Genomic DNA, 12,974 nt, shown 5'->3' on the forward strand with positions numbered 1-12,974 from the left:
CGACTACCGAGGCAACTTTTTAAGTGCCTCGATAGTAGCATAACTTAATAATTGAGGGATCAGTTTATCCGCATTTCTATGTTTTGCGTCACATCCGCTGCAATGTCCTGCACGGTAAAACTTGCGGGTGTAAATGTCGTGTTTGGTTCACTGCTAGTAAATGAAACGGTCAAGCTAGTGCCGGCACGAACGCCATCACACGAGTACCCCGTAGTATTAGTATTGCCAATTGTCGAAAGTTGGCAGGATACATTGGGCTCAGACGAAGACACCACAACGCTGCGGAAGTCATTTGACTTGCATGCTTCCCACGACGATGTATTACCAGTGGTCTTGTTGTAAAGACAGTTAATTTCACCAGTAATTGAGTACAGATCTACATTATCAGAGTCCTGAGCCACAACCGTTACATTTAGCGCGCTGGAATAGCTCACACCAGAATCGTTGGTATGAATGGCTCCAGTTCCTAAAATACTGGCATTACCTTTGCCCACATCAATATCGACCGTGGTAGTGCCACCACTGACCGTTTGTAAACGACCACGACTATAAGTGCCGTAATAGTTATTTTCGGGCTCAACAATGGTTTCAATCGGCTCACTGGTAACCGTGGCTACACCGGGATTTGACGACTCCCAGTCACCCAACAGGGTAAGGTTGACTTCATAAAAAGGAACCTTGGCAGGCCAATCTGATTCACCATTCTGAATCGCTGTTTTAACCGCATCAAGGTGCGAAGATGTCATTTTATCAAGGTAAATGGCGCGACCAATCAGCTGGTAAGCTCCTGGCTCCACCTCAATATCCCGATCCGTAGGCTCGGCTGGCAAGCTTTGCCCAAGTACTAAAGCGCGAATGACACTACGAACATAATCGGTATAATTCGAGTTAGTTACTGAGTTCACCAAGTATTGCGAGCTCATCACGCTAACGGATTTAATATCCCAGTCTGGATAGACCACATAGTAACCATCCACACGGCGCATGCGGCATGATTCTTCATAAACATCGCCGAGCGATGCTTGCACTAAGTTCCCGTTAATATTGGTAAAGTGACGATGATTACCACTCGCTAGACGAGCTAAGGTATTCTCTTCACGATACACATTACCCGTTTGATGCATTTCATTACTGTCATGGTGATCACGGCAGCATAGCGAGCACAACTCCGGTTGATTACTATCCGCAGGTTGCCCCACCATTTTCGTAGTGGGTTGCGAGCCATTAGGGTCAAGTACTAAATAACCGCCCTCTAACACTAATCTGGCAGGGGTTTTACCCGTATCGCCAACACCCACGAAGCTGCAACCACAACTTACCGTGACAAAATCTTCGATACGCTGAGTTTCCGTTGCTTCATCGTAGGTCACAGTATCAAAGGTAACTTGCAGCCGATCACCGCGACGTTCCACTTGTGGCGTCGGTTTGGTGGTTTCTTTAACCAGATACTGCGTTGCGGTGTCATCATCGGTTAGTCGAACTGCGATAACTTCCGGCGCGACACCAGGATTATAGGTCACACTTGGACGCTGACGTGGATTCGGCTGGGTCACCACAAGTCCACCATCCCTGCCTTCAACATTATTAAACCAAGCTTCCAGCGCGAGGCTCTCGGCGCCTCCAGCACGTTCGGTCCAGCTTACGGTAACAATTATGGCTTTTGCATCTGCTTCCGAGGGTAGCGGAGTCGGTACACTTGCACTGCCTTCCGCAACCCAGGTGCCAGCGACCAGATACTGATCGGTACTCGTCCACGTAAGGCTGAAGGTTTTCCCCTCACGTTGTTCAGTATCGGTACCTGCCGCAAGTAAAGAATACTGAGTGAAGCGTAGCTCCTCAATTTTTTCCTGAGCCATTTCCATCGCTGCAGTGCGTTCCGTAGCCCGCGTCGACGATTGAATAAACATCCGTTGCAGGCTCACTAATCCCGCCACACCAATGGCAATAATGACTAGGGCAACCAGCACCTCTACAAAAGTGAAGCCTCGTGCTTTGCGATTAGAAATCATGCCAGCTTCCTCCTACTCGGTAAACTCTGCGGAACTCATCGTTGGTGACTATATTTTGCAACACCTCAGAACTATAACGCACCGTCAAGTTACCGTTCGATAACTTGGGATCTTGGCTTGCCATTATCGAGCCTTCGACAAATGCACCACCGTTCAGGGTGATCTCATATTGCGGCGGTGATGCCTGGCCTGGTGTGACAAACTGAAAAACCATACCGTACAAGGTTACGTTACCATTCATTTTAAAATCACCGTCATGAACAATAATGATGGCAGGTGCGCTTGGTGAACCGACATTATTGCTAGGCATGTCACAATTGCCGTTAATCCAAATAAGTCCGGTCGAATTCGGTCCCAACGAACCACAGCCATTCAACTCTTCATTGGCCATGGCGCGCAGATCTTCCCAGTTTTCTTCTGGTATACCGAACAAATAATCCAATAAATCATCGGGGAACGCAGGGTCAGAATCGAGGATGTCGATCCCATGGTCACCGCGTTCACTCAATGTTTGCGATGCACAAACGCCGTTTGCAAACTCCCACTGACCGCATGTCGTGCCGTTACCATTGATATCAACGTCGTCTCGACTCCAGATCGATAAGGGTACACCATCGCCGCCGCCGTTAGGGTTAGCAGCAATTTGAAAACTACCGGAAACGTTAATGCTGCCACGAATAGCTAAAGGTACATTTGGCCCACTGCGCACCAACCCCATCACGATCAATTCCAGTGCCGAACGCTGTGTTGCTGAGCCATCAACTGAATTAGCAACCACGTCAACCTCAACCACATCGACGTTACCGCGCGGGGTATTGGCATAAGTGACATTGGTTAGTGTTGCCGTGTAATTTGCGCCGCCAATGCTACCTGTAATGGTACGGTTCAGATTGTTACGGTCTTTATCAATTTCCATGATAGTTTGCTCAAGTGCAGCATCGGCAACAGTTTGCGCCTCCATCATGGCCATATGGTTACGCATTATGCGCTGCTCTTGCGCTTTAAACTTCGCGGTATACAGCGTCACCAGAATAATAATAGCCAGCAGCAACACTGTTAGTGTTACCGTAGCAAAGCCCGAATTGTTCCGCCGTAATTGATTAAAACGCATTTCGAATAACCACTTCTGTTGCTAAGGTCCGGTTGATTTCACTATCTTCTGGCATGGCAACTTCAAGTGTCACCGTCACCCGCTGTTCATTGACCAAATTAAACATCTGCTCGGTTAATGCGAACTCGAGACGAGTGACGTTAATCATCTCGTTGGTGGTTAAGTTCTGCCACCCCGTACTGTTACAATTTGACGAGCTCTGGCGGCGCTGTATGCGGCCACCCGCCAAGCGGTAGCCAAAATTTTCAGCTCCACCATCATGTACCCCGTCACCATCTTCGTCATAGCTAAACACGATACAACTATTGGGCGCTTCGCCACCGTAATTGGAGATAATAATCGTATTGTTAAATGCGATACTGGCGTTCGCCGGGTCAAACACCAACTCCGCCGCATCGCCCCGGTAACCCGCTCGCCGCAAATCACCGACAATCAGCCCCATTACAGTGGTTGACTCTTCTTGTAACTGACTCAATTTCAAACTTCTGGAGTTAACTCCAAGGGTATTCGCAAACACCGCAGTTAATGCTGCCATTAACAACAAACCCAGCGAGATAGTTATCATCAGCTCGACAATAGAGAGCCCACGTTGTTGCCGTTTTAACATGCTGGATAATCTCCGATATCACCCGACTGCGTACAGTAACGAATACGCCCCAACAGACTGACCACGACGCGCACCTCTGCTTCAACAGTTGTACCATCCATTAACTGGTATTGTGCTGAACCCGCATGACCTTCAGCGAGACCACGCATACCATCAAACCGAGTATAGTCACCAGCAGCGAAAGCTGCATTGACGCTAACATTGGTATAGTCAGCACTATTAATCTGCCGCAAAACGCCGTTTATGCTGCAATCTTCTGTCATACAGTCACAGCCATTAGTTGTGGCTACGGCCGCACACCATTCACCACTTGTTGCTTCATCCCAGACCACAAACCGATTCTCGGTGGTGCGTAACGCGTCAGAGCGAGCGTACTGTAACAGCGCGTAGGTATCCTGAGCTGCGCCTTGTAAGCGCATCGACTTGGCGAGCCCCAGCATCATAGGCACTCCCGCGCCAAGAATAATGGAAAGAATCACCAAGGTGACCAATAACTCAAGCAAGGTGAAGCCACGCTGTGGGATCACTGATAATGTCATAAGTTGTCTGTGCATTGCGTATTTGCCAAAAATAGCGTATCTACTATTGTTACACTAACTATTCACAGTGTAGTTTAAAATTTCATCTTTGACGACAAGGGCAACAAATGCAAGCGAAATTAAAAACGTCAGGCATGACCTTGATCGAGATAATGATCGTTATCGTTATCATCGGCATCATTGCTGCCATTGCCTATCCTAATTTTGTTGACTATGTGCGAGAAGCACGTCGCGCTGATGCAATGGGGCAATTACTTACCTTGCAAATGGCAGAAGAAGAGTATCGGTTGAAGAATACCGCCTATGCAGATATTGCCACGCTAGGGGCTGGGGTTAGCAGTGAGTTTTATACCTTTTCGGCGACTAACATCGGTGCCGAAACCTATACCCTTACGGCGACTGCTACCGGCAGTCAGGCTAATGACACCGGCTGTACCGCAATCTCGATTAATCAGAACGATCAGAAAACGCCGGCGGATTGCTGGGAGCGCTAAACTGCACTCCCCCAATTAAAGTAAATCCAGTTAGAGTTCAACAACGCGTAATTCGGGGGGAATAGAAAAGGTAATATTCTCTTCGCGGCCACTGCGCTCGTTTACGGTTTTACCACCCCAGTCCTGTAAGCGCTTGATCACGTTTTGCACCAACACTTCTGGTGCTGATGCGCCGGCGGTCACGCCCACCCGCTCAACTTCAGTTAACCAAGTCTTATCAATGCAACTGGCGTCATCAATCAAAAACGCTCGCGTGCCCATTTTCTCAGACAACTCGCGCAAACGGTTTGAATTTGAGCTGTTACGAGCGCCAACCACCAGCAGCAAATCAACCTCCGCAGCTAACTCACGTACCGCATCCTGACGATTCTGTGTGGCGTAACAAATGTCATCTTTGCGCGGCCCCTGAATTTCAGGAAACTTCTCCCGCAGCGCATCAATGACATCAGCGGTGTCATCAACAGATAATGTGGTTTGGCTCATATAGTGTAACTGCGACGGATCTTTTACTTCGAGTTTAGCGACATCGGCGACCGACTCAACCAGGTAAATGCCACCCGCATGATTTGAATACTGCCCCATGGTCCCTTCGACCTCAGGATGCCCCGCATGACCAATCAACACACATTCATGGCCTTTACGGCTGGCTCGAGTAACTTCCATGTGAACTTTAGTGACCAGTGGACAGGTCGCGTCAAAGACTCGTAAACCGCGGTTCTTAGCTTCTAGACGCACCGCCTGTGAAACCCCGTGCGCCGAAAAAATCACAATGCTATCGTCTGGAACTTCTTCCAACTCATCGACAAATACCGCACCAGCATCGCGCAATGAGTCGACCACATATTTGTTGTGCACCACTTCATGGCGCACGTAAATAGGCGGCTCGAAAATTTCCAGTGCCCGCTCGACAATAGTAATAGCGCGGTCGACACCAGCACAAAACCCACGCGGATTAGCTAGCAAAATCTGCATATAACAACCTCGAAAGCGTTATTCGCTATTTGTTTTCTAAGGATTTACCTCGATAATTTCTACTGCGAAACGCACGCGTTGCCCGGCCAATGGATGATTAAAATCTATGGTCACAAACTGCTCATTGATCGCACGTACGATTCCCGGTAACTCTGTACCCCCCGGCTGTGGGAAGGTAAAAATTTGGCCTTCCTCGGGGCGTTCCGCAAACTTTTGCGTCTCTACCTGATAATAGTTGTCTTTGTTCGGCATGCCAAACGCGTCTTCCGGCGCGAGCTCGAACTCACGATCGTCACCTGCTTTCAAACCTACCAAACAGGCTTCAAAGTTTTCCGTCAGTGAACCATCACCAACACGGAATTTTGCTGGCTTACCCGACATTTTGGTGCTGTCGGCGACCGAATCATCGGTCAGCTTGATGGTAAAATGCAAAACCACTTCCCTGCCATGCTCAATAGGGAGACGACTGATCATGCTTGTTGCTCCTGACGTTGTTCAAAGAACGCTTCCAACAACATTAAAACAGCACCGATAGTAATCGCCATATCGGCAACATTGAACGCTGGCCAATGCCAGTTATCAATGTAGACATCGATGAAATCAATAACATAACCATAGACCAAACGATCGATCACATTACCGACAGCACCGGCGAGTATCAGTGCAAACGCTAAATTTTGCCGCCACATATTGACTGGATTGCGCCGCAACCAAATCAGCAGGATCGCACTGACAGCGATGGCCAGTAACGTGAATAACCAACGTTGCCAGCCACCTTGATCACTCAGGAAACTAAAGGCTGCGCCAAAGTTCTGTACATAGGTGAAGTTCAGGTAAGGCATGATTTCGATACTTTCGTACAGGTCAAAAACGCGAATCACCCACTGCTTGGTTACCTGATCAATAATAATCAGTGCCAGCGAGAGCCACAGAAACTGCAGCCCACTAATACGTTTTTTTATATCAGTTTTTTGCTTAGGCAAAATGACGCTCCTCACCGACTCCGTCAACGTTGATTACACAACGCTGGCAAAGGCCTGAATGTTCGGCAATAGTGCCTACTTCTGGCCGATGATGCCAGCAGCGCTCACATTTTTCATAGCGCGTTTTCACTACTTTTACCGAAAGACCAGCTACCTCAGTCGCAATCGCCTCTGCTGATGACGCGTCGGCCGTGGTAACCGCCACATCTGACGTCAACAGCACAAAACGCAACTCTTCACCCAAACGGTTGAGCTGGCCGGCCAGGTCAGGCTGCGCATACAAGGTTACCTCTGCTTGCAGTGAACCACCGATAACATCATCACGACGAGCTTGCTCAAGCGCCTGGTTTACTGCATCGCGCACTTCCAGCAGTTGTTGCCAGAACGCATTATCAGCTTCACTTACCGTAATACCGTCAGCATCGCGGTACCAAGCCTCGGTAAACACGTAGTCACTACGCTTCTTCCCTGCACCGTCATGGGCTGGTAGTGCGGTCCAAATTTCTTGTGCAGTAAAGCTACAAATCGGCGCTAACCAACGGACCAATAACTCAGAGATGTGGTACAACGCCGTCTGACATGAGCGTTGCGCAACACTGTCACGCTTCGCCGTGTACTGACGATCCTTAATCACGTCCAGATAAAAGCTACCGAGCTCAATTGAACAGAAGTGCATTAATTTCTGCACCACTACATGGAATTGATAGTCGTCATAGGCCTGCAGTAGCTCTTCCTGCAACGCGCCAGCACGCGCCACAATCCAGCGGTCCATCTCAACCATTTGCGTAACTGGCACCGCATGTTGGGTAGGATCAAAAGCATTGAGATTGGACAATAAGAATCGCGCAGTATTACGAATGCGACGATAGCTGTCTGCTGAACGCTTCAGGATCTCGTCAGAAACCGTCATTTCACCTGAGTAATCCGTTGCCGCTACCCACAGTCGCAGAATATCGCCACCCAGTTTATTCATAACTTCCTGCGGTGCCACTACGTTACCGATTGACTTCGACATCTTGCGGCCTTGCCCATCAACGGTGAAACCATGGGTAAGCACTTGCTTATACGGAGCTTCTTTATACATCGCCACGCCGGTCAACAACGAAGACTGGAACCAGCCACGGTGCTGATCAGAACCCTCCAGATACAAATCTGCAGGCCATTGCAGACCAGGAGTTTTGTTTAACACTGCTTCGTGAGTAACGCCTGAATCAAACCAGACGTCGAGGGTATCGGTGACTTTGCGATAGTCCTTCGCTTCATCGCCAAGCAATTCTTCTGGTTCCAAATCAAACCACGCCTGAACACCATCTTTTTCGACACGTTTGGCGACTTCTTCCAATAATTCTAGTGTGCGTGGGTGCAGCTCGTCGTTATCGCGACGAACAAATACCGCAATCGGATTACCCCAGGTGCGCTGCCGCGAAATACACCAGTCAGGGCGGCCGTTAACCATACTTTCGATGCGGCTTTGGCCCCACTCAGGAACCCAGCGCACACGCTTAATTTGTTCGAGCGCCTTGGCACGTAAACCTTGTTTGTCCATGCTGATAAACCACTGTGGCGTAGCACGGAAAATAATTGGCGTTTTATGACGCCAGCAATGCGGATACGAATGATTGTAGGCTTCGTGAAACACCAAACGGCCAACTTCCTGCAGCGCATCGACGATATTGGGATTGGCTTTCATCACATGCTGGCCGGCAAACATTGGCGTATCGTCTTTATAAACGCCGTTGTCGGCAACCGGATTATAAACTTCAATGCCGTACCGCTGGCCGACTAAGAAGTCGTCAACACCATGACCAGGGGCGGTATGTACACAGCCAGTACCTGACTCCGTGGTCACGTGTTCACCTAAGATTAGCGGCACCTGAATGTCACTATACAACGGATGATGGACTTTCATGTTTTCGAGTGCTTCGCCCTTGGCAAAACCCAGCTTGTGGTAATCATCAATACCCCAGCGATCCATCGCAGAGGTAACCAATTCATCTGCCAGCACAAAACGTTGCGCCGGACGTTCGTCTGATGCCTCAACTTGCACCAACGCATAATCCAATGACGGATGCAGTGAAATTGCGCGGTTGGCTGGAATAGTCCAAGGCGTAGTGGTCCAGATCACCACACTAACTTCCCCTTCACCAGCGTGCTCCGGCGGATGATTAAAGGCTCCAACCAGCTCTGTCTGATCGACAGCTGCAAAGCTCACATCGATAGCTGGTGAGTGCTTATCTTGGTATTCAACTTCAGCTTCTGCCAAGGCGGAACCACAATCGGTACACCAATGCACCGGCTTGAAACCTTGTTGCATGTGACCGTTGGCAATGATCTTACCTAGCGCACGAATACTATCCGCTTCCTGCTTCGGGTTCATGGTCAGGTACGGGTTGTCCCAATCACCGAATACACCGAGGCGTTTGAATTCTTCACGTTGTTGCTCGACTTGACCCAGCGCATAGGTACGGCATTTTTCACGGAACTCGGCAATCGACAACTTCTTACCTGGCTTGCCGTGTTTTTTCTCCACCTGCAGCTCGATTGGCAGACCATGACAGTCCCAACCTGGCACATACGACGCATCAAAACCGCTAAGCGTTTTAGCTTTAACGATGACATCTTTAAGGATTTTATTAACTGCATGACCAATGTGAATCTGACCATTTGCATACGGAGGGCCGTCATGCAGAATAAAGACCGGCTGACCCGCTTTCGCAATTCGAATTTTGCCGTAGAGATCGTCGGCATACCACTGTTGCAACATTTGCGGCTCGCGTTGTGCGAGGTTGCCACGCATCGGAAACTCGGTTTCCGGTAAATTCAGCGTGTGTTTGTAGTCGGTCATTATGGGTTCCTATTAAAAAATATTTGTTGTAGCCCGTAGTTCTACTACGGGTAACTTCAATGCCATCGCCGAAGCTATAAGCACCCCCCGCAGCAGAACTGCGGGCTACTCATTATCTGATTTTGCGTTTTTGGCGTCCTGGGCGATTTGCGCTTTTAAAGCGGCAAAATCGCTGAATTTCTGCTCGGCACGAATAAAACGCGTCGGCGTTACTTTTAATTGCTGGCCATATAAATCGCCAGCGAAATCGAACAGATGCACCTCAAGTTGCACCTGCTCACCGTTTAACGTCGGTCTACGGCCAATGTTAGCAACACCTGGGTACTCTGCGCCATCCTTAGTTGCAACCTGAACCGCGAAAACACCCCGTAATGGTGACTGCAAACGTTTGAGTTTGATATTGGCGGTCGGGAAGCCTATCGTGCGGCCCTTCTTTTCACCGTGAACCACGCGGCCCTGAAACGCATACGGACGGCCCAGCATGGCAGCGGCGTCAGCAAAATCACCATCACTGAGCGCTTGTCGAATTGCAGTACTGCTGACCCGGCGTTGTTGTTGCCGATAGCTGTGCGTATCAACGACCTCGAAATCAAGTTCTGCGCCAGCTTTCTGTAACAGTGCAAAATCACCTTCACGACCCTGGCCGAAGCGAAAATCATCGCCTACCACCAGGAATTTGACGCCCAGCTGTTTCACTAACACCCGTTCAATAAATTCACGCGCCGGTAAGCTTGCAAATTTGCGGTTAAATTCGATGACAATATGTTGGTCCAGCTCCTGATCCCGCAACGCCACATGCTTTTCACGAAAGTTAGTCAAACGCGCGGGAGCCCGGTCGGGTTGAAACAACTCCTGCGGTTGTGGCTCAAACGTCATCACCGCTGACGATACACCCCGCGCCAGTGCCTGGGCTTTGACCTGGGCGAGCACCGCCCGATGACCTAAATGCACACCATCGAAGTTACCGATGGTGAGTACGCAGCCGCGTTGCTCGCGGGCAATATTATGGATTCCACGAATTAATTGCATAGCTCTCGAGGATTATGCCGGTATCTGTGACCGAATTTGTACAAGAAAGCCGCGATTATAGCAGGCTCGGCAAGCGGTAACCAGACGCTAAGGATGCATTAAAACAAGATTAACAAGTTGATCGCGAAGATTCTGCCGTGTTTTTAAAAATAGCATCGCGACCACCATAGGTTGGGGCTCTTCAATGACTCGATAGATAATGCGAATTTGCGCAGCGACATCTATAAACTCAAAGTAATTCGTCAACCCCATTTGCGCAAGCTGGAAACACTCAACAGAGCCCTTGGGAAACGTACTTACGCGATTGGCAAAACGCGTAACAACTTCATCGACAAGTTCGGCCGCAACTTTAGTTCCGCGCTCAGCAGCCAGATATCGGACCTGATGAATGGCTTGTGTTCTAAATTGAGTTGTGAACTTAATCGTTGTCGGCATGATCTCTGAATTCCTCTGATAGTCCTTTAAAGAGGTCTTCTTGATTCAATAAACGTGCTTCACGAATATCTCGTTCAGCGAGACCAACCATTTTCAATAAAGCCATTTGCTCTTGCTGTTGCTCATATTGAACGGGGTCTTGTACAACATACAACGGCTCACCATTTTGCGTCACCAACAACGGCTCGCTAACATTCATGGTTGCCAGTTCTTTCTTGAACCCGGAAACAGTAGTCATCCGAAGTTTATTCGCCTTGTACATTTGAACACCTTATTGGCAAATCCGCATACGTTCAGTTTAGTTGCCAAACTATCTAAAGTCCAAATTTGGTCCATATTTGGACTAAATGACGCAGGCAGAGCCCCCTCCCTCTAACACCTCTCACCCTTCCGCTAGCGCAGCTTCACCCGCAAAACCAGCAAGCTGACCAGATAAAGTACCCCTGCCGCACCAATCAATTGCGTCAATTTCCAGATCCGTGCAGTAAGTTCAGCGCCTAACCACCAGTCCCGGCCAGGAGTAAAGTAGAGCAGCGCAGCGATCATCGCGACCACCGCCAGGGTAACTTTTGCAAAATAAGTTAAGGTTCCCGGATAACGCTTAAGCACCCCATCGCGCCACAGGTTATAGCCGAGTAAACCCGCATTCACCAGAGCTGACAACGACGTCGCGATAGCCAACCCAACATAACCGTAGGGAATTGCAAAAATCACGTTGAACACCATATTGGTCGCCATCGCGATGATGCCGTACTTGACCGGACGCCTGGTGTCCTGGCGGGAGTAAAAGCCTGTTGCCAACACTTTTACCAACATAAAGCTGAGTAGACCCGAACCATAAGCAAACAAACTGTACGACGCCAACCGCGCATCTTCCGGAGTAAACTCGCCACGCATAAACAGCACCATCAGCATGGGTTCGGCCAGTACGATCAAGCCGGCCATGGCTGGCAACCCCAGTACTACCACCGTGCGAATTCCCCAATCGAGGGTTTTACTGAATTCCTCCGCTGATTTGTCAACATGGCGCGAACTCAAAGCTGGCAAAATGACCGTCGCAATGGCAATGCCAAACAAGCCCAGCGGAAATTCCAGTAATCTATCGGAATAATACAACCAACTGATGGAGCCGCTCATCAAAAACGAAGCAATCAGCGTATCGAATAATAGATTAATCTGACTCACCGACACCCCAAATAACGCCGGGATCATCAATTTTCGAATCTTCGTGACCCCCGGGTCTCGCCAACCCCATCGCGGCCGAACCAAAAGCCCCGCACGCTTTAAAAAAGGGATTTGAAACAGGAACTGTACCGCACCGCCAACGAAAACGCCCCAGGCCAGGGCAAACTCGGGGTTGTCCATCTGCGGGCCAAGCCACAGCGCAAAAACAATAATTGCGATATTCAGGAAAACTGGGGTAAAGGCTGCCACCGCAAATTTGCCCAGCGTATTTAAAATCGCACCCGCCAACGCCGTGAAAGTAATGAACCATAAATACGGAAAAGTAATACGCAATAAATCGGCGGCAAGTACAAACTTGTGCCCCTGCGGACCACCGTTATACCAATCCAGGAACCACCCGGCACCAAACAGCGCGGCGATAATTGGTGAGCCGACAACGCCCACCAGAGTGATAATGGTGACCAAGGTACCCAAGGTACCCGAAACACGCGCGATTAAAAGGCGCTGCTCATCTAGCTCTTTACCGCGCCGATACTCTGTTAACACGGGCACAAAGGCTTGCGCAAAAGCACCCTCAGCAAACAGACGGCGCAAAAAATTCGGAATTTTATTGGCGAAAAAGAACACATCAGCCGCCGCACCAGCGCCCATCAAGTTGGCGATCACCACATCGCGCACCAGCCCCAGCACGCGCGAGATGAAGGTCATAGCGCTAACGATAATCCCAGATTTAGCAAGTGTTCTAGACAATGGAACCTCAACTTC

General features: G+C 49.4%; 13 protein-coding genes. 1 reads left to right on the forward strand and 12 read right to left on the reverse strand.

Features of this window, described 5'->3' with window-relative positions:
* Positions 1-59: 59 nt before the first annotated feature.
* The 4 genes from ACQ5ES_RS05045 to ACQ5ES_RS05060 are packed head-to-tail and all read right to left on the reverse strand — an operon-like array spanning position 60 to position 4,266.
* Positions 60-2,009 (reverse strand): prepilin-type N-terminal cleavage/methylation domain-containing protein, encoded by a 1,950-nt coding sequence (locus ACQ5ES_RS05045; protein ID WP_445014845.1) that lies wholly within the window; start codon positions 2,007-2,009, stop codon positions 60-62.
* Complete coding sequence (locus ACQ5ES_RS05050) at positions 1,999-3,120, reverse strand: hypothetical protein (RefSeq protein ID WP_445014846.1); 1,122 nt, start codon at positions 3,118-3,120, stop codon at positions 1,999-2,001. Before ACQ5ES_RS05050 ends, ACQ5ES_RS05045 begins: the two co-directional genes overlap by 11 nt.
* Positions 3,110-3,727: a prepilin-type N-terminal cleavage/methylation domain-containing protein gene (locus tag ACQ5ES_RS05055; protein WP_445014847.1), complete on the reverse strand. Its 618-nt coding sequence runs from the start codon at positions 3,725-3,727 to the stop codon at positions 3,110-3,112. The genes ACQ5ES_RS05050 and ACQ5ES_RS05055 overlap by 11 nt, the downstream gene beginning before the upstream one ends.
* Positions 3,721-4,266: a GspH/FimT family pseudopilin gene (locus ACQ5ES_RS05060; RefSeq protein WP_445014848.1), complete on the reverse strand. Its 546-nt coding sequence runs from the start codon at positions 4,264-4,266 to the stop codon at positions 3,721-3,723. The genes ACQ5ES_RS05055 and ACQ5ES_RS05060 overlap by 7 nt, the downstream gene beginning before the upstream one ends.
* A gap of 107 nt (positions 4,267-4,373) precedes the next feature.
* Between ACQ5ES_RS05060 and ACQ5ES_RS05065 the strand changes: the two genes are divergently transcribed.
* A complete protein-coding gene (locus ACQ5ES_RS05065; RefSeq protein ID WP_445014849.1) occupies positions 4,374-4,760 on the forward strand; it encodes a type IV pilin protein in 387 nt (128 codons plus the stop codon).
* A 30-nt stretch (positions 4,761-4,790) separates the two neighbouring features.
* Here the strand turns inward: ACQ5ES_RS05065 and ispH are convergent, their stop codons facing one another.
* From ispH to murJ, 8 genes are all read right to left on the reverse strand, one after another.
* Positions 4,791-5,732: a 4-hydroxy-3-methylbut-2-enyl diphosphate reductase gene (gene ispH / locus ACQ5ES_RS05070; protein WP_445014850.1), complete on the reverse strand. Its 942-nt coding sequence runs from the start codon at positions 5,730-5,732 to the stop codon at positions 4,791-4,793.
* Positions 5,733-5,768: 36 nt separating this feature from the next.
* Positions 5,769-6,203 carry an FKBP-type peptidyl-prolyl cis-trans isomerase gene (gene fkpB / locus ACQ5ES_RS05075; RefSeq protein WP_126762760.1) on the reverse strand — a complete coding sequence of 145 codons (435 nt, stop codon included), beginning with the start codon at positions 6,201-6,203 and terminating at the stop codon, positions 5,769-5,771.
* The gene (gene lspA / locus ACQ5ES_RS05080) at positions 6,203-6,715 is read right to left on the reverse strand and encodes a signal peptidase II (protein WP_445014851.1); all 513 of its coding nucleotides are present in this window, start codon (positions 6,713-6,715) and stop codon (positions 6,203-6,205) included. Before lspA ends, fkpB begins: the two co-directional genes overlap by 1 nt.
* Complete coding sequence (gene ileS, locus ACQ5ES_RS05085; protein ID WP_445014852.1) at positions 6,708-9,560, reverse strand: isoleucine--tRNA ligase; 2,853 nt, start codon at positions 9,558-9,560, stop codon at positions 6,708-6,710. The genes lspA and ileS overlap by 8 nt, the downstream gene beginning before the upstream one ends.
* A 105-nt stretch (positions 9,561-9,665) precedes the next feature.
* Positions 9,666-10,589, reverse strand: coding sequence for a bifunctional riboflavin kinase/FAD synthetase (ribF, locus tag ACQ5ES_RS05090; protein ID WP_445014853.1), 924 nt, complete (start codon positions 10,587-10,589; stop codon positions 9,666-9,668).
* Positions 10,590-10,676: 87 nt separating this feature from the next.
* Positions 10,677-11,024 (reverse strand): hypothetical protein, encoded by a 348-nt coding sequence (locus ACQ5ES_RS05095; protein ID WP_445014854.1) that lies wholly within the window; start codon positions 11,022-11,024, stop codon positions 10,677-10,679.
* Entirely contained in the window at positions 11,008-11,286 is a 279-nt protein-coding gene (locus ACQ5ES_RS05100; RefSeq protein WP_445014855.1) for a type II toxin-antitoxin system Phd/YefM family antitoxin, read from the reverse strand. The genes ACQ5ES_RS05095 and ACQ5ES_RS05100 overlap by 17 nt, the downstream gene beginning before the upstream one ends.
* A gap of 131 nt (positions 11,287-11,417) precedes the next feature.
* On the reverse strand, positions 11,418-12,959 hold the full coding sequence (murJ, locus tag ACQ5ES_RS05105; protein WP_445014856.1) for a murein biosynthesis integral membrane protein MurJ: 1,542 nt from the start codon (positions 12,957-12,959) through the stop codon (positions 11,418-11,420).
* Positions 12,960-12,974 lie beyond the last annotated feature (15 nt).

Source organism: Pseudidiomarina xizangensis, assembly GCF_052541995.1.